Source organism: Amycolatopsis dongchuanensis (assembly GCF_039542405.1).
GTDB classification, from domain to species: Bacteria; Actinomycetota; Actinomycetes; order Mycobacteriales; family Pseudonocardiaceae; genus Amycolatopsis_E; species Amycolatopsis_E sacchari.
Genome location: NZ_BAABIB010000095.1, coordinates 40,276 through 57,468 on the forward strand (window position 1 = coordinate 40,276; position 17,193 = coordinate 57,468).

The 17,193-nt window shown below is 71.3% G+C and carries 16 protein-coding genes and 1 tRNA gene; 12 read left to right on the top strand and 5 right to left on the bottom strand.

Annotation, left to right across the window (positions count from 1 at the left end; all coding sequences use genetic code 11):
- The first annotated feature begins 106 nt into the window (after window positions 1-106).
- A complete protein-coding gene (locus ABFX51_RS26145; protein ID WP_245783337.1) occupies window positions 107-1,600 on the top strand; it encodes a DUF11 domain-containing protein in 1,494 nt (497 codons plus the stop codon).
- 65 nt (window positions 1,601-1,665) lie between these two features.
- On the opposite strand, the gene ABFX51_RS26150 is transcribed toward ABFX51_RS26145, so the two are convergent.
- Window positions 1,666-1,738, bottom strand: a tRNA-Thr gene (locus ABFX51_RS26150).
- 115 nt (window positions 1,739-1,853) lie between these two features.
- On the opposite strand from ABFX51_RS26150, the gene ABFX51_RS26155 reads away from it, so the two are divergent.
- From ABFX51_RS26155 to ABFX51_RS26165, 3 genes are all read left to right on the top strand, one after another.
- A complete protein-coding gene (locus tag ABFX51_RS26155) occupies window positions 1,854-2,621 on the top strand; it encodes an IclR family transcriptional regulator (RefSeq protein WP_346055201.1) in 768 nt (255 codons plus the stop codon).
- 84 nt (window positions 2,622-2,705) lie between these two features.
- Window positions 2,706-3,407 carry a nuclear transport factor 2 family protein gene (locus ABFX51_RS26160; RefSeq protein WP_177228932.1) on the top strand — a complete coding sequence of 234 codons (702 nt, stop codon included), beginning with the start codon at window positions 2,706-2,708 and terminating at the stop codon, window positions 3,405-3,407.
- Window positions 3,404-4,825, top strand: coding sequence for a carotenoid oxygenase family protein (locus ABFX51_RS26165; RefSeq protein WP_091514432.1), 1,422 nt, complete (start codon window positions 3,404-3,406; stop codon window positions 4,823-4,825). Before ABFX51_RS26160 ends, ABFX51_RS26165 begins: the two co-directional genes overlap by 4 nt.
- Here ABFX51_RS26165 and ABFX51_RS26170 read toward each other — a convergent pair.
- Window positions 4,822-5,295 (bottom strand): carboxymuconolactone decarboxylase family protein, encoded by a 474-nt coding sequence (locus ABFX51_RS26170; RefSeq protein ID WP_346055202.1) that lies wholly within the window; start codon window positions 5,293-5,295, stop codon window positions 4,822-4,824. The two genes, ABFX51_RS26165 and ABFX51_RS26170, sit on opposite strands and share 4 nt — an antisense overlap.
- 305 nt (window positions 5,296-5,600) lie before the next feature.
- On the bottom strand, window positions 5,601-5,921 hold the full coding sequence (locus ABFX51_RS26175) for a GlsB/YeaQ/YmgE family stress response membrane protein (protein ID WP_091514436.1): 321 nt from the start codon (window positions 5,919-5,921) through the stop codon (window positions 5,601-5,603).
- Window positions 5,922-6,131: 210 nt separating this feature from the next.
- Between ABFX51_RS26175 and ABFX51_RS26180 the strand changes: the two genes are divergently transcribed.
- From ABFX51_RS26180 to ABFX51_RS26195, 4 genes are all read left to right on the top strand, one after another.
- On the top strand, window positions 6,132-7,646 hold the full coding sequence (locus ABFX51_RS26180; RefSeq protein WP_091514439.1) for a threonine/serine exporter family protein: 1,515 nt from the start codon (window positions 6,132-6,134) through the stop codon (window positions 7,644-7,646).
- 89 nt (window positions 7,647-7,735) lie between these two features.
- Window positions 7,736-9,178, top strand: coding sequence for an alpha,alpha-trehalose-phosphate synthase (UDP-forming) (locus ABFX51_RS26185; protein WP_091514441.1), 1,443 nt, complete (start codon window positions 7,736-7,738; stop codon window positions 9,176-9,178).
- 50 nt (window positions 9,179-9,228) lie between these two features.
- Window positions 9,229-11,760, top strand: a complete 2,532-nt coding sequence (gene otsB / locus ABFX51_RS26190) for a trehalose-phosphatase (protein ID WP_346055203.1) — start codon at window positions 9,229-9,231, stop codon at window positions 11,758-11,760.
- Between the two features lie 172 nt (window positions 11,761-11,932).
- The gene (locus tag ABFX51_RS26195; protein ID WP_177228934.1) at window positions 11,933-12,460 is read left to right on the top strand and encodes a Uma2 family endonuclease; all 528 of its coding nucleotides are present in this window, start codon (window positions 11,933-11,935) and stop codon (window positions 12,458-12,460) included.
- Here ABFX51_RS26195 and radA read toward each other — a convergent pair.
- Window positions 12,457-13,815 carry a DNA repair protein RadA gene (radA, locus tag ABFX51_RS26200; protein ID WP_091514445.1) on the bottom strand — a complete coding sequence of 453 codons (1,359 nt, stop codon included), beginning with the start codon at window positions 13,813-13,815 and terminating at the stop codon, window positions 12,457-12,459. The genes ABFX51_RS26195 and radA overlap by 4 nt on opposite strands.
- A 33-nt stretch (window positions 13,816-13,848) precedes the next feature.
- Window positions 13,849-14,538, bottom strand: a complete 690-nt coding sequence (locus ABFX51_RS26205; RefSeq protein ID WP_091514448.1) for a hypothetical protein — start codon at window positions 14,536-14,538, stop codon at window positions 13,849-13,851.
- A gap of 277 nt (window positions 14,539-14,815) precedes the next feature.
- Here ABFX51_RS26205 and ABFX51_RS26210 point away from each other — a divergent pair, with 277 nt between their 5' ends.
- The 4 genes from ABFX51_RS26210 to ABFX51_RS26225 all read left to right on the top strand — a co-directional run bounded on the left by ABFX51_RS26210 (window position 14,816) and on the right by ABFX51_RS26225 (window position 17,180).
- The gene (locus ABFX51_RS26210) at window positions 14,816-15,307 is read left to right on the top strand and encodes a CarD family transcriptional regulator (protein WP_017985377.1); all 492 of its coding nucleotides are present in this window, start codon (window positions 14,816-14,818) and stop codon (window positions 15,305-15,307) included.
- Window positions 15,308-15,344: 37 nt separating this feature from the next.
- Entirely contained in the window at window positions 15,345-15,986 is a 642-nt protein-coding gene (locus tag ABFX51_RS26215; protein WP_091514451.1) for an IspD/TarI family cytidylyltransferase, read from the top strand.
- Window positions 15,983-16,450, top strand: coding sequence for a 2-C-methyl-D-erythritol 2,4-cyclodiphosphate synthase (gene ispF / locus ABFX51_RS26220; protein WP_091514452.1), 468 nt, complete (start codon window positions 15,983-15,985; stop codon window positions 16,448-16,450). Before ABFX51_RS26215 ends, ispF begins: the two co-directional genes overlap by 4 nt.
- Window positions 16,451-16,511: 61 nt before the next feature.
- A complete protein-coding gene (locus ABFX51_RS26225) occupies window positions 16,512-17,180 on the top strand; it encodes an HAD family hydrolase (protein ID WP_091514549.1) in 669 nt (222 codons plus the stop codon).
- Window positions 17,181-17,193 lie beyond the last annotated feature (13 nt).

Consider the following 17,193-nt stretch of genomic DNA (forward strand, 5'->3'; position numbering starts at 1 on the left):
TCACCGGACCGGACACGAATCCGACTTGTGGAGAGAACCGATGCCTCGAACACCGAAAACCAGCAGGATCCGGAGAACCGCCGCGAGGTTCGGCAGCCTCGCCTCGGTGGCGGGGATCGCGGCGCTGGCCGTCGTGGGCGGCGCCACGACGGCCTCGGCCGCCGACAACCCGGTGGGCTGCGGTTACGCCACCAGCGGACCGGCCGCGAGCACGTTGTGCTGGCTGGACATGAGCGCCTACAACGACACCGCCGCCTCGTCCACCGCCGGGCAGAACATGACGGTGACCCTGCCCGGCGGGTACACGATGACGTTCAACGTCATCAAGCGCCCGGTCGGCTCGAACCCCTCGGTCGCGTTCGCGTCCCGTCCCGCCACCGGCCGCCCGCTCGGGGACCAGCTGTACCCCGGCCTGCCCGGGAACGCGGCGCTGGCGAACACCGCCGCCGCCAGCTTCTCCAACACCGTGACCCTGCGGAACATCGTGGTCCGGGACTCGGCGGGCGCCCAGGTCAGCGGCTACGCGATCGCCAGCGGGGACGCCGAGATCACGGCCGACACCGAACGCATCACGTGGACCTCGAACGCGCCGATCACCCAGCTCGGGTCCGTCGCCGCGGCGAACGGGTGCCAGGCGAGCACCGCGACGGGGTTCGGCACGACCACGGTGTCCTGCACCGGAACGGGACTGAGCGCCCCGTACGGCACGCTCGCGGTCAAGTCGGTCGGCGCGACGACGTTCTCGGCCAGGCTCGACAGCACCACGGGTGTCGAGGCGGTCGCCTTCGCGGTCCAGACCGCCAAGGTGACGCTGAACAAGCAGGTGGTCGACCGGCGCCTCCCGGCCGATTCGTTCGACCTCGCGGTCACCTCGCCCGAAGGCACCACGGTCGGGACGGCGACCACCGGTGGCGCGGACACCGCCACCACGGGCCCGTTGACCGCCATGCCGCGGACGGCGGGGCAGAGCTTCACGCTGAGCGAGGCGGCGAGCGCGGGCAGCTCGCTGGCGAACTACGACCAGTCGTGGTCCTGCACCAACGCCACCGCCGGCAGCACCACGTCCCTGCCCACCGGTACCGGCACCAGCGTGGCGGTCTCCCCGCAGCCGGGCGACGACATCTCCTGCACCGTCACCAACACGGCCAAGCAGACCGACCTGTCCATCGTGAAGGCGGGCCCGGCGACGGCCGGCGTCGGCGAACCGGTGACGTACACGCTGATCGTCTCCAACAACGGTCCCGGTGACTCGACCGGCTACACCGTCACCGACCAGCTCCCGGCGGGGCTGACCGGCGTCACCACGAGCACGCCGGGCTGCACGGTCACGGGCCAGGCGCTGACGTGCACCGGCGGTCCGCTGGCGTTCAACGAGCGCGCGGTGATCACGGTGTCCGGCGTCGCCGACGGCAGTGTGCAGACGCTCTTCAACACCGCGGCGGTCAAGTCCAACGAGGTCGACGGCAACCCGGGCAACGACACCTCCAACGAGGTCACGACCGAGGTGGTGCCGCTGGTGTCCGTGGCGGTCGGCGGTGGTGCGCTCGCGCTGCTCGGTGGCGGCTACGCGCTGCGCCGCCGCCCGAAGACGACGGCGTGACCCCGGAATGAGCAGGAGGCGGCGGAGTCGACCTCGTGAAGGGAACTCCGCCGCCCCTTCCCGAGAGCCGGCAAGGGGACTCGAACCCCTGACATCTTGCTTACAAGGCAAGCGCTCTACCAACTGAGCTATGCCGGCCGATGGCCCCGAGGCCGAGCCGATGATACCCCTACCACCTGACGGGCGGCTCCTTGCGCGGCACCCCCGGGGCGCGGAACGCTTTCCCCAGGCGCCGGGGAAGGAGGCCAGGGCGATGAACTCCGCCCGGATGGCACTGCACGCCGTGCGGCTGCTGGCCGCCCGCGGCTCGCTCACCGTGACCGAGCTGGCGCGCGAGCTGGCTGTCGCACCGTCGACCGCCCACCGCGTGCTCACCAACTGCGTCGCCGCGGGGTTCGCCCGGCAGGACCACGCGGGCGGGCCCTACCGCCCCGGCAAGGCGATGCACGAGCTCACCCTGAGCGTCACCTCGCCGGTCACCCTGCGTGAGGCCGGTGCGGCCGCGCTCGCCGACCTGCGGGACCGGACGGGCCTCACCGCGAGCCTGCTGGTGCTGGAGGGCCGCCGCGCCCGGTTCGTGCAGTCCCTCGAAGGCACCGGGCCACGCCGCGCCGCCGCCCGGCTCGGGCGCGTGCTGCCCGCGCACTGCGCCTCCGGCGGCAAGGCGATGCTCGCCTTCCACCCGCCCGGCGACCTGGCCCGCCGCTACCCCGGCCGCCGCCTGGAGCGCCTCACCGACCGCTCCCTGACCTGCTGGGACGACCTCCTGCGCGAACTGGCCCAGGTCCGCGCCCGCGGCTGGGCGGTCAGCCTCGGTGAGTGCGACCGCGCGGTGACCGGTCTCGGCGCGCCGATCCTGCTCGGCAGCGGCGAGCCCGTCGCCGCGCTGGCGCTCGCCGCGTCCGCCGCCCACGTCGGCACGCGCGCCGAGATCGCCCCGTACGTCGAACCCCTGCTGCACGCCGCGAACACCGTGCAGACGCAGCTGCGTGGCGGGATCCCGGTGCACCCTTCCGCATAGGGGAACGTCCGCGCACACGCTTGTCCGCCGGTGCCCGCCCGCGCTGTCGTGGAGCCCAGGAGCACCGGATCGAAGGAGATCGGCGTGTCGAGCACCGAGGAGACGACGGAGGCCGCGGAACTACGGCGCACGGTGGCGGAGCTGGCGGAGCGCGTGCGCACGCTCGAAGCGGCGTCGGCGATCCGCACCCTGCACCACAAGTACGGCTACTACCTGGACAAATGCCTGTACCAGGAGGTCGTGGACCTCTTCAGCGACGACGGGGAGGTGGTGTTCGCGGGCGGTGTGTACCAGGGCCGCGCCGGGGTCGAACGGCTGTACCTGCACCGGTTCCGCGAGCGCTTCACCCACGGCCACAACGGCCCGCTCCGCGGATTCCTGTTGGAGCACATCATGATGCAGGACGTCGTGACGGTGTCCCCCGACGGCCGGACCGCCTGCGCCCGCATCCGCGCGCTCATGCAGGCCGGGATCCACGAGTCCGCACCGGAACTGCGGGGCCGCACGTCGTTCGAGCAGTGGTGGGAGGGCGGCCTCTACGAGAACCGGTACGTGCTGGACGACGGCGTCTGGAAGATCAAGCGCCTCGGCTACTTCCCGTTCTGGCACGCCGAGTACACCAAGGGCTGGGCACACACCCCGCCGCTCAACGCGATGATCGCCACCAGGACCTACCCCGACGACCCGCTCGGCCCCGACGAACTGGTGGAGGGCTTCGAGTTCTTCCCCGCGACCGACGTGGTCCCGTTCCACTACCCGCACCCCGTGACGGGAAAGCGGTCATGAACTTCAACGCGCCGATGCGGGTCGAGGCCGACATCTACGACCTCGAAGTGGCACAAGGCGAAGTACCCGAACAACTCGACGGCACGTACTACCGCGTGGTGTGCGACCGGCAGTACCCGTCGTTCGTGCCGAATGACATCCCCTTCAATGCCGACGGCATGGTCACGTCGTTCCGCTTCTCGAAGGGACACGTCGACTTCAAAAGCCGTTACGTGCGCACGCCGCGGTTCCAGGCGGAGCGGAGCGCACGCCGCGCGTTGTTCGGCGCGTACCGCAACGCCTACACCGACGACCCGTCCGTCGCGGGGATGAACCGGACCTTGGCCAACACCAACGTGTTCTGGCACGGCGGGCGACTACTGGCGTCCAAAGAGGACAGTCCGCCGATCGAGATCGACCCGCTGACGCTGGACACGGTGGGCGTCCACACCTTCGACGGCGCACTCACGTCGCAGACCTCCACCGCGCACCCGAAATTCGACCCGCGCACGGGCGAAATGGTGTTCTTCGGTTACGCGGCGAAAGGTGAAGGCACGCCGGACATCGTGTACTACGAGGCCGACCCCGCCGGGAACCTCGTGCACGAAACCTGGTTCCAGGCCCCGTATCCGAGCATGGTGCACGACTTCGCGGTGACGCAGAACTTCGTCGTGTTCCCGATCATCCCGCTCGTGTCGGACCTGGGCAGGCTGCGGCAGGGCCTGCCGTTGTTCGCGTGGGACCCGGAAAAGGACGTGTTCCTCGGCGTGCTGCCGCGCAAGGGCGGCGTCGAGGACCTGCGCTGGTACCGCGGCAGCACGCGGTTCGCCAGCCACATCCTCGGTGCTTACGACGACGGGCGGCACATCCACGTCGACACCCCGGTTTCGGAGACGAACTACTTCCCGTTCTTCCCGGATCTGTCGGGCGCGCCCGTGGACCCCGAGAAGACCAAGGGCTACCTGTCCCGCTGGACGATGGACACCCTGGGCGACTCGGCGACGTTCACCGAGGAACGGCTGACCGCCCATGCCGGGGAGTTCCCGCGCATGGACGACCGGTTCGAGACGCTGCCCTACTCCTGGGGCGTGCTGGGCCTGTACGAGGTGCCGGGCGAGCCGCGGCCGGGCGGCGGGTTCCGGTGGATCGGCGCCGTGGACCTCGCCCGCAAGCGCACGACGTCCCACTACGTCGGTGACGCGTCGTCGGTCGGCGAGCCGCTGTTCGTGCCCGCGCACGCGGACGCCGCACAGGGCAAGGGTTACGTGCTGGCCGTGGTGGGCCGCCACGACGAGATGCGCAGCGACCTGCTGATCCTCGACGCGCAGCGGATCGACGCCCCACCGGTGGCGACGGTGAAGCTGCCGATCCGCGTGCCCTACGGCCTCCACGGCAACTGGGTGACGACAGCCGAACTCCAGGCGGCGGGGAAGGTCTAGCCGAACATCCCGACCTCGTAGCTGCCCGCGGGCTGCCGGATGATGACGTTCAGCCGGTTGTACGCGTTGATCGTCGCGATCAGGGCCACCAGCGCGCCGAGCTGCTCCTCGTCGTAGTGCTTCGCGGCGTTGGCCCACGCGTCGTCGCTGACGCCGCCCGCCGCGTCGGCGATGCGCGTGCCCTGCTCCGCCAGCTCCAGCGCGGCGCGCTCGGCCTCGGTGAAGACCGTGGCCTCCCGCCAGGCCGCGACGAGGTTCAGCCTCGTCGCGGTCTCGCCGGCGTGCGCGGCGTCCTTGGTGTGCATGTCGGTGCAGAAGCCGCAGCCGTTGATCTGGCTGGCGCGGATCTTCACCAGCTCCCGCGTCGCGGCGGGCAGGGACGAGTTCTCCGCCACGGCGACCGCGTTGTTGAACCGCCGCACGAACTGGGCGGCGAGGGTGTTTTCGAAGAGGTTCAGACGGGCTTCCATGTCGGCTCCCTCGAAGGTGTCGGTGCTTCCACCACCCCTGACGGACCCGGCCGCGAAGATGTGACCGGTGGGGTCACCGGCCGCGCCGGTGACCCCACCGGTCAGGGGGCTAGGTTGTGTTTCATAAGCGGCGTCAGCCGCTTGCTGTGGGCCGTCAGCTTGCACCGCCGCGGGTTCTGAGGTGGTTCCTCGCGAGGACAGCGCCTCCGTGGTGACTGGCGGTCATGAGGAGGCGATCCCGGAGCGAGGAGCCGCCTCAGGTTCCGCTAGCCGCACCGGCTCGCACGCCACTTCTGAAACAGGACCTAGTGCCCCATCGCGGTGCTGCGGCGGCCGGTGCCGCTGTGCGACCTCTTCGGGTACACCGCCGACGCGATCGCCACCACGACGACCGATCCGATGATGTCCAGGACCCAGCGGAACCACGGCAGGCCACCGTTCGCGTTGGTGTAGCCCACCCAGCTGGCCACCAGGTTGCCGAGGAAGGCACCCACGATCCCCGCCAGGATCGTCAGCCACAGCGGGATGCCCTGCTTACCGGGCAGGATCGCCTTCGCGATCAGGCCGAACACGAGGCCCGAAACGATCAGCACGATCAGTCCCCACACACCTCCGAAGAAACCCATTTCGAACCCTCCTCTGGTTCGCTGTTCTTCCCTGGCACCCCGAGGCATACCCGGCCGGGACGAGCCGACGGGGTCTCGATCAGGTGACGTGGGGTACCCGTCGTGTGGAAGATCGGCAGGGTGGCGCACGCCACTGTTTCTTTCTTGCAACAGCGGACATGGCCGTGGCGATGGTCCCCGGGGACATCCCCTGCGAGGAGGTGAAGGGCCATGAAGAGCACCCAGCGCGCCCGGACCGCCGCGGTCCGGCGGCGTGGCTGGCACATCCTGGAAGCGCCCCGGGATCAGAACGTCGAAAGAGAGCACCGGCGCAAGCAAGGCGGGCCCCGGCGGCGGGCCTGGCACATCCTGGAAGCCCCGACCGGCGAGCAGCCGGCACTCGAGACCGGCGCCGAGCACGGCCCGGCACTCCCCGACGACGCCACCGTCAACTTCGTCCTCGACCTGGCCCTGCGCATCGGCGAGGTGCAGATGGCCAGCGGCGCGGGCGCCTCCGACGTCACCGCGACGATCCTCGCGCTGACCTCGGCACTCGGCCTGCCGCACTGCGAGGTCGACGTCATCTTCACGTCCATCACCGTGACGTGCCACCGGGGTACGGACATGAACCCGGTCAGCGCGCTGCGGGTCGTCCGCTCCCGCAGCCTCGACTACACGCGCCTGTCCCAGACCGAGATGCTGGTCCGGCAGATCACCCGCGGCCACATGGGCGCGGAGGAGGCGTACGCCGAGCTGCACCGCATCACGACCGCCCCGCACCCGTACCCGCGCTGGGTCGCGACGCTCGCCTGGGGCGGGATGGCCTTCTTCATCACCCTGCTCATCGGCGGTGGTTTCGACATCGCGGTCGGCGCGCTCGTCATCTCCGCGCTGATCGACCGGCTCGGCCGCCAGCTCAACAAGTACGCGCTGCCGTTCTTCTTCCAGCAGGTCGTCGGCGGGCTCGTGGCCACCATGCTCGCGACCGTGGCCGTCGAGACCGGGCTGGTGCCCACCAGGTTCTCCACACTCGTGGCGGCCGCCGCGATCACCGTGCTGCTGTCCGGGCTGTCGACCGTGTCGGCGGTGCAGGACGCCATCACCGGCTACAACGTGACCGCCGCGGGCCGCACGATGGAAACCGCGTTGATGAGCGCCGGGCTGATCACCGGTGTGGCACTCGCGTTGAACCTCGCCAGAGCCCTCGGCTTCACCCAGGTCGTGCCCGAGATCCCGGCCCAGACCGCGCTCGGTCTCCCCGTCGTCGTCCTCGCCGGTGCCGGCTCGGCCGCGTGCTTCGCCGTCGGCAGCTACGCCACGCTCCGATCGATGCTGGTCGCGGCCGCGGCGGGCGCGATCGGCGCCGGGGTCTACGGGAGTATGGTGCTCGCGACCTTCGACACCATCACCTCGTCCGCGGTCGCGGCGACGCTCGTCGGTTTCTGCGGCGGGGTGCTCGCGCGGCGGCTGCGCGTCACGCCGCTCGTCGTCGCGGTGTCGGGCATCACGCCGCTCCTGCCCGGTCTGTCGACATATCGTGGCCTTTACGAACTCGCGACGCAGGCGAACGGCAACGTCTCTACCCTGATGAAGGCGGTCGCCATCGGACTGGCGCTGGCGGCGGGCGTGGTGCTCGGTGAGTACCTGGCCCAGCCGGTCCGCACCGGGCTGGGCAGGCTTGAGCGCAAGCTTGCGGGCCCGCGGATGGCCGGACCGTTGCGCCCGTCGGAAGGACGGCTGGAGTAGCACCTCCGGCACCGCGCGGTCGATCTTGGTCGCCGGTCACGGGATAGTCTTTCGTGGCGCCGCGCCCGAAGAGCAAGGGAGCACGAAGCGTGAGTGAGCAGGAGATCGGGAACGGCTCGGCGGACTTCGTCGTCGTCGCCAACCGGCTGCCCGTCGACCTCGAAAGGGGCCCCGACGGGTCGCAGCGGTGGACGGCGAGCCCCGGCGGCCTGGTCTCCGCGCTCGAGCCGTTCCTGCGGTCCCGCAAGGGGGCGTGGGTCGGCTGGCCCGGGGTGCCCGGCGTCGAGGTGGACCCGTTCAGCGACGAGGGCATGGTGCTCTACCCCGTCACGCTGACCGCCGACGACGTCCGCGACTACTACGAGGGCTTCTCGAACGCGACGCTGTGGCCGCTCTACCACGACGTCGTCGAGCGGCCGGTGTTCGACCGCGGCTGGTGGGAGAGCTACGTCAAGGTCAACCGCCGGTTCGCCGAGGCGGCCGCGGACGTCGCGGCGGGCGGCGCGACCGTGTGGGTGCAGGACTACCAGCTCCAGCTCGTGCCGAGCATGCTCCGCGAGCTGCGGCCGGACCTGCGCATCGGGTTCTTCCTGCACATCCCGTTCCCGCCGGTCGAGCTGTTCATGCAGCTGCCGTGGCGTGCGGAGATCGTGCGCGGGCTCATCGGCGCCGACCTCGTCGGGTTCCACCGGCCCGGCGGCGCGCAGAACTTCCTGTGGCTGGCCCGCACCCTGGTCGGCCTGGAACCGAGCCGGGGCGCCGTCGGCGTGCGGTCCCGGCCCGGCATGATGCAGGTCGGCAACCGGACCGTCCGCGTCGGCGCCTTCCCCATCTCCATCGACTCCGCCGGACTGGACGGCCTCGCGCGCACCAAACAGGTCAGCGAGCGGGCCGCCCAGATCCGCCACGACCTCGGCAACCCCAAGACGGTGCTGCTGGGCGTGGACCGGCTGGACTACACCAAGGGCATCGACCTGCGCCTGCAGGCGCTGCACGAGCTGCTCCAGGAGGGCCGCGTCAAACCGGAAGACGTCACCTTCGTGCAGCTCGCCACGCCCAGCAGGGAACGGGTCGAGCACTACCAGCGGATGCGCAGCGACATCGAGCAGATGGTGGGCCGGATCAACGGCGAGTTCTCGCGCGTGGGCCACCCGGTGGTGCACTACCTGCACCAGTCGGTGAGCCGCACCGAGCTGGCCTCGTTCTACTCCGCTGCCGACGTCATGGTCGTGACCCCGCTGCGCGATGGGATGAATCTGGTCTGCAAGGAGTACGTGGCCTGCCGCCACGATCTCGGCGGCGCGCTCGTGCTGTCGGAGTTCGCGGGCGCCGCGGCCGAGCTGACCAGCGCGTTCCTCGTCAACCCGCACGATCTCGACGGGGTGAAGAACGCGCTGGAGGCGGCCATTACGCTCGACCCTGCCGAGGGCAGGCGCCGGATGCGAGCATTGCGGCGCCAGGTCCTCACCCATGACGTAGACCGGTGGGCCCGATCATTCCTGGAAGCGCTCGGAACCGAGACGACTTCCTGAATCCCGCCAACTTGTCGACATTGCTGCTTTGAACTCCCCGAGGAGGAGTGGTGACCGCCGAGTCCCTGCCCGCCGAGCTGCGCCGCGCGATCGTGCAGATCGCCCGCACGCCGCGACTGCTGGTCGCGTGCGACTACGACGGGACCTTGGCTCCGATCGTGACCAACCCGGACGAGGCGCGACCGCTGCCCGAGTCCGTCGGCGCGCTGCGTTCGCTCGCCGGGCTGCACGAGACGACCACCGCCGTGATCTCCGGTCGCGCGCTGCGGGACCTCGCGATCCTGTCCCGGCTGCCGTCCGAGGTGCACCTCGTCGGCAGCCACGGCTCGGAGTTCGACATCGGGTTCGTGCACGCGCTGGACGCGCAGGCCCGTGAACTGCACCGGAGGCTGGAGACGGCGCTGGACGAGCTGGTGTCGGGCACGCCCGGCGTGCAGCTGGAGGTCAAGCCCGCCAGCATCGCCGTGCACGTCCGGCGCGCCGACCGGACCGACGCGCAGCGCATCCTCGAGGCGGTCCACAACGGACCGTGCACGTGGGACGGTGTCACGACGACCGACGGCAAGGAGGTCGTGGAGCTGGCGGTGGTCCAGACCGACAAGGGCCGCGCGCTGGACACCCTGCGCCACCAGGTCGGTGCCACCGCCGCGGTGTTCCTCGGCGACGACGTCACCGACGAGAAGGCGTTCGCCCGCCTGTCCGGCCCTGACCTCGGCGTGAAGGTCGGCGACGGGGAGACGCTGGCGGCGTTCAGCGTGCCCGGCACCGAGGACGTCGCGACCGTGCTCGCGTTCATCCTGGAGGAGCGCCGCAACTGGCTCTACGGCGAGCAGGCGCCGCCGATCGAGCGGCTGTCGATGCTGGCCAACGAGCGCTCGGTCGCGCTGGTCACCCCGGACGCGCGGCTGACGTGGATGTGCCACCCCGGTCCCGACGCGCCCGCGGTGTTCGCCGACCTGCTCGGCGGCGCCGGTGCCGGGCACTTCTCGATCCGGCCCTCGCGCGGCGCGCTGCCGCTGGGCCAGCGCTACCTGCCCAACACCATGACCGTGGAGACCCGCTGGTCGCGGCTGCTGGTCACCGACTACCTGGAGCCGGAAACCCCGGCGCACCGCACGGACCTGGTGCGGGTGATCTCGGGGGCGAGCGAGGCGACCGTGGTGTTCGCGCCGCGGCCCGAGTTCGGTGCGGTGCCGGTGAGCCTGGTGCCGGAGGAGGACGGCCTGCGCGTGGTCGGCACGTCCGAGCCGATCGTGCTGCGCTCGCCGGGTGTCCGGTGGGAGATCAGCAACGACGGCCTGCACGACACCGCGACGGCGACGGTGCAGCCCACGCCGGAGCAGCCGGTGGTGCTGGAACTGCGGTGCGGCACCACGGAGCTCGGCCCGGCCGAGCTGCCCGAGGTGGAGCGGCGCGCGAAGGCGGGCCGGTACTGGAGCGAGTGGGCGTCGGCGCTGAAGCTGCCGAACGTGGAGCCGGAGCTGGTGGCCCGGTCGGCGCTGACGCTGCGCGGGCTGTGCAACACCGACACCGGTGGGGTGCTGGCGGCGGCCACGACGTCGCTGCCGGAGGAGATCGGCGGCGTGCGGAACTGGGACTACCGGTACTGCTGGATCCGCGACGCGGCGATGACCGTCCGCGAGCTCGTCGGCCTCGGTTCGCTGGAGGAGGCCGACGGCTACCTGAACTGGCTGCACGGCGTCCTGTCCACGCTCGCCGGTCCGGAGCGCCTGCACCCGCTGTACACCCTGTCCGGCAACCAGCTGGGCGCGGAGGCCGTCATCGACACCCTGCCGGGGTACGCGGGCTCGCGGCCCGTGCGCGTCGGGAACCTGGCGAACCACCAGGTGCAGCTGGACGTGTTCGGCCCGGTGGTGGAGCTGGTGTGCGCGCTGGCCGAGGCCAGGGGCGACCTGCGGGACCAGGACTGGCAGATGGTGCGCGCGATGGCGGAGGCCGTGACGCGGCGCTGGTCGGAGGCGGACCACGGCATCTGGGAGGAGCGGCACGTGCCGCGCCACCGGGTGTACTCGCGCGTGATGTGCTGGGTGACGATCGACCGCGCGATCAAGCTGGGCGAGGTGTACGAGCGGGAGATCCCGGCGGCCTGGCACGAGCTGCGCGAGACCATCGCGAGGGACGTGCTGGAGAACGGCTGGAACGATGAGGTCCAGGCGTTCACCACGGCGTACGACGGCACGGACCTGGACGCGGCGTCGCTGTTCGTGGGTCTGACCGGGCTCATCGACCCGTCGGACGAGCGCTTCCAGTCCACGGTGACCGCGATCGAGGCCGAGCTGCGCAGCGGGTCGACGGTGTACCGCTACCGCAGGGATGACGGGCTGCCCGGCGGTGAGGGCGGGTTCCACCTGTGTGCCGCGTGGCTGATCGAGGCGTACCTGCTGACGGGCCGCCGCACCGAGGCGGAGGAACTGTTCGAGCAGATGGTCGATGCGGCCGGCCCGACGGGCCTGCTCCCGGAGCAGTACGACCCGATCGCGGAGCGTTCGCTGGGCAACCACCCGCAGGCGTACTCGCACATCGGCCTCATCCGCTGCGCCAAGCTCCTCGCGGCGCAGTAGGCGCGGCGGGGGTTGCCGGGCCCCTGCGGTGCTGGGACCGACCACGGTCGAGGAATGGCTCGCGCCGAGAGATCTCGGCTCGAGCTGCTCCTGGGCCACCTCGCGCCCGCCTCACCGCGGCGGGCCGCGTCCGCGGCGGGGGCTTGCCGGACCCCTGCGGGAAGCTGGCCCCGTGCTGGGACCGACCACGGTCGAGGAATGGCTCGCAGCCGAGAGATCTCGGCTCGAGCTGCTCCTGGGCCACCTGTATGCACCGTCGCGCCCGTCGGGCTCTCACCAACGGGCGTCGTTCCGGCTGGCTCGCGCCGTCGATGACTCGCTGCAAGCCGTCGGCCGCCGTGACCTGGAGGTACTGCCCGCGGTCGCCGTGCGGATCAGCACGCCCTTCCGCACCGTCCTCGTCCCCGACCTCGCGGTGGTGAAGGTCGGCGAGGACCGCCGGCTGTACGAACGTGGCGACGTGCTCCTGGCGGTCGAGGTGTGGTCGCAGGACAACAGCCAGGACGAACGCGAGACCAAGACGGCCGCCTACGCTCAGGTGGGCATCCCGCACCTCTGGTTGTTCGACCCTCCCGTCAGCTTCACCGCCTACCGGCTCGAGGACGCGAAGTACGTCGAGGTGGTGCACGCCGACAACGGCGAGACCGTCACCGCTCCCGGCCCCGTCCCGGTCGAGATCGACACCGCCAAGCTGCCCTAGGCCTTCATCGCAGCGTTCAACGCCTCCGCGACCGTCGCCACCTCCAGGACCCGGATGCCGTCCGGCAGCTTCCCCGGATCGGGCGGCACGATGGCGTGCGTGAACCCCAGCCGCACGGCCTCCGCGAGCCTGCGGCCCACCCCGGTCACCCTGCGGATCTCCCCCGCGAGCCCCACCTCGCCCAGTGACACGAGCCGCGGGGACAGGGCCACGTCCTGCACCGACGAGGCGATCGCCAGCACCACCGCGAGGTCCACGGCAGGCTCGGTCACCTTCATCCCGCCGACCGTCGCCGCGTAGACGTCCTGCTCCCCGAACCGCACGCCGCCGCGCTTCTCCAGCACCGCCAGCACCATGCCCACCCGCGCCGAGTCCAGCCCGCTCACGGCACGCCGCGGCTGCGGCAGGCTCGACTTCGACACCAGCGCCTGCACCTCGCACAGCAGCGGCCGCTTGCCCTCGACGGTCACGGTGATCGCGGTGCCCGGCACGGCGTCCTCGTGCCGGTTCAGGAACAGCCCCGACGGGTCCGGCACCCCCACGATCCCGTCGTCACGCAGCTCGAAACAGCCGATCTCGTCTGCGGGCCCGAACCGGTTCTTCACGCCGCGCACCAGCCGCAGCGTGGAATGCCGGTCACCCTCGAAGTGCAGCACCACGTCCACCAGGTGCTCCAGCACGCGCGGCCCCGCGACCGAACCGTCCTTCGTCACGTGCCCCACCAGCACGATCGGCAGGTTCCGCTCCTTGGCGAGCGCCACGAGCCCCGCCGTGACGGCCCGCACCTGCGTCACCCCGCCGGGCGCCCCTTCGACCTGCGGGGACGCCATGGTCTGCACGGAGTCGACGATCAGCACGCCCGGCCGCACCGCGTCGACGTGCCCCAGGATCGCCGACAGGTCGCTCTCGGCGGCCAGGAACATGCGCTCGTGCAGGTTGCCCGTCCGCTCGGCGCGCAACCGCACCTGACCGGCCGACTCCTCGCCCGTGACGTACAGCGCGGGCTGCTCCGCCGAGGCCGCCCACTGGTGCGCGACCTCGAGCAGCAGCGTCGACTTGCCGACCCCGGGCTCGCCCGCGAGCAGCACCACCGCACCGGGCACGAGCCCGCCGCCGAGCACCCGGTCGAGCTCCGGCACCCCGGTGGCCCGCGCCCGCGCGGACTCCAGGTCGACCTGACCGATCGGCCGCGCCGGCGCGCTCGGCGCACCGGCCGCCACCCGCGCTATCGCGGGCCGGGCGTCACCACGCTCCTCGAGCGTGCCCCACGCCTGGCACTCCGGGCAGCGGCCCACCCATTTCGCGGCCTCGTAGCCGCACTCCCCGCAGCGGTAGCTGATGCCCTTCTTGCCCACGGACGCAGACGCTAGCGGGGGGTACCGACAATCTCAGTGACCCTCGCCGGCCTTCGCCGGCTGCGGCTCGCAGGTGAGGGTCTTCGTCGGCGCCGCGACGGGCAGCTGGACGGTGACCGGCCCGGCGTTGCGGAAGACGAACGTGACCGGCATGGTCTGCCCCGGCCACACGACGGTCTTGATGCCCTGCAGCTCCACGACGGCGCGGCCGATACCGGCACCCTCGTTGCCCACCGGGGTCGAGCTGGTCGGGGCCGACGCCGACGAGGACGCCGAAGCCGAGGACGAAGCCGGCCGGGACGACGAAGGCGAGGTCGAGGAGGTCGGCGTGGAGCCCTGCGAGGCGGCACCGGCCTCGGCGGCGTCCTGCCTGCCGATGACGAGCGTGCTGCCGCCGACGATCGCCCGCTGGCCGTCGATGGTCGCGCCGGCCGCGTTCGCGGACGAGACCGAGACGAGCTCGTCGTCCTGGCCGCTGTCGTTGGCGATCGTCAGCACGAGCGGGGCGGTGGAGCCCGGCGCGTACGCCTGCTCGCACTCGTCGCTGTTCGCGATGGCCGCGTTGCGCAGCGAAATGTGGCCGACCTGGGCGAGCGCACCGTTGACCGCGGGCAGCATGGTGTCGGTCTGGGTGATCTGCCCGGCACCACACCCGGCCAGCGCCAATGCGGCGCCGAGGCCCAGTACGCCCGAGGTGAGCACACGACGTTTCTGCAGCCTCACGGTCTTCAGTCCCTCCTAGAGCCCGCGCGTTACCAATGCGGAGCCTAGCCGGGGCCGTTCCACCCGGCAGAACCCGGTGGCCACTGGCCGCCGCGAACCGTCCACAGTGGATTCGTGATCAACCGGTGGACCACCTGCATGAGCACGCCGAAAGGAGATTTGTCAACCCCCCGCCGAACCCCCTTCAGGCCCCTGACCTGCGAGGACGATCTCGGCCCGCTAGGTGGGCCCCCTCGCCGCGTGCTAGTATGGAGTCAGCGAAAGGGGCAGAGGACACATGGTTTTCAAGGTCGGAGAGACCGTCGTCTACCCGCACCACGGTGCCGCACTCATCGAAGCCATCGAGACCCGGGTGATCAAGGGCGAGGAGAAGCAGTACCTCGTGCTCAAGGTCGCCCAGGGTGATCTCACGGTTCGCGTTCCCGCCGACAACGCCGAGATCGTCGGCGTGCGGGATGTCGTCGGGCAGGATGGTCTGAACCGCGTCTTCGACGTGCTGCGTGCTCCCCACACCGAAGAGCCCACCAACTGGTCTCGTCGGTACAAGGCCAACCTCGAGAAGCTCGCCTCGGGCGACGTGAACAAGGTGGCCGAAGTGGTGCGCGACCTCTGGCGGCGTGAGAAGGACCGGGGCCTTTCCGCTGGCGAGAAGCGGATGCTGGCCAAGGCTCGGCAGATCCTGGTGAGTGAACTCGCCCTGGCGGAGGGCACCGACGAGGGCAAGGCGGAGACCCTCCTCGACGAGGTGCTGGAAACCGCGACGGTCTAGCCGGACGGCGCGGCACGGGGTCGGGCACAATCCGCTGATGATCACGGCTGCGCTCGTTCTCGCCGACACCGAGGGGCTGGACACCAGCGTCCGTGGTGAGCCGTTGCTGGCCCACTGCGTGCGTGGCGTGGCCGAGGCGGGCTGCGCCGGGCAACTGGTCGTCCTCGCCCCCGAGCGGCGAGTCGTCACATTCGAAAAAATCCTGCAGGCAGTACCCGGTACCGGGCAACGGTGCCGGGTACTGCCGTGTTCGCCCCACCGCGCCGAGTCGATCCGCTCGGCGCTCGACAGCCTGACCGGCCCGGCCCCCGACGTCGTCCTGCTGTGTGAGGCGGCGCGCGCGTTCGTGCCGCCCCCGGTCATCCGTGCGGTCGCGGAAACCGTTTTCGCGGGGGCGCCCGCCGCGGTTCCGGTGCTCCCCGTCACGGACACCGTCAAGCTCGTGGACTCCCGAGACGTGATCATCGCCACCGAGGACCGCGCCCGCCTGCGCACCGTACAGGGGCCGCTCGGCTGCACGCCCGAAGTGCTGCGTGAGGCGTGTGAACGGGGTGTGGACCCGGTCAGCGAACCCCCCGGTACGGTGCGGACGATCGCCGGGCACCAGAACGCGCTCCGGCTCGCGACGCCGTTCGACGTGGCCGTCGCGGAGGCACTGCTGAGCGAGGAGCAGGCGTGAGGATCGGTACCGGCGTCGACGTGCACCCGGTCGAGCGGGGACGTGAGTGCTGGATCGCGGGGCTGTTCTGGGAGGGCGTGGACGGGTGCGCCGGGCACTCCGACGGGGACGTGGCCGCGCACGCGCTGTGTGACGCGATGCTGTCCGCCGCGGGCCTGGGCGACCTCGGCGCGGTGTTCGGCACCGGCGACCCGCGCTGGGCCGGGGTGCACGGGCCGGAGTTCGTCGCCGAGGTGCGGCGGCGGATCGAGGCGGCCGGATGGCGGCTCGGCAACGCCTCCGTGCAGGTCATCGGCAACGCGCCGCGCATCGGCAAGCGCCGCGAGGAGGCGCAGGACGTGCTCGGGAAGGCCGCGGGCGGCCCCGTGAGCGTCAGCGGCACCACCACCGACGGGCTCGGCCTGACCGGCCGCGGCGAGGGGATCGCGGCGGTCGCGAGCGCGCTGCTGCTGCCGGCCGAGTAGCTCACAACTCCTGCCGGTGCGGCTGGCGCCCCGTTACGGTGGAGGCGTGATCCGTGCGGTGATGTTCGACTTTTCCGGCACCCTCTTCCGGCTCGAGCAGAACGAGAGCTGGCTGGTCCACCTCACCGACACCGACGGCGACCCGCTCGACATCGAGGCGCAGGCCGAGCTGATGCGGCGGATGACCGCTCCCACCGGGCAGGTCGTGCAGCTGTCGGAGGAGTACCAGCACGCCTGGGAGAACCGCGACCTCGACCCGGCGCTGCACGAGAAGATCTACCTCGAGGTGCTGCGCAAGTCCGGCGTTCCGCGCGTCGAGCAGGCCAAGGCGCTGTACAGCCGCCTGATCGACCCCGACGAGTGGACGCCGTACCCCGACACCGAGACGGCTCTCAAGGACACCGCGGCGAAGGGGCTGAAGGTCGGGGTGCTCAGCAACATCGCCTTCGACATCCGGCCCGCGTTCACCGCGCGCGGCCTCGACCAGTACGTCGACCAGTTCGTGCTGTCGTTCGAGGAGGGCGTCATCAAGCCGGACCCGGAGATCTTCCGGATCCTGCTCGGCCGGCTCGGCGTCGCGCCGGAGGAGGCGCTGATGGTCGGCGACAGCGAGGAGGCCGACGGCGGGGCCCGCGCGCTGGGGTGCGCGTTCGCGCTGGTCGACCCCCTGCCCACCAGCGAGCGCACGGACGGCCTGGTCACCGCGCTGCGGGCGCACGGGGTGCTCTAGCACACCGCCCCGG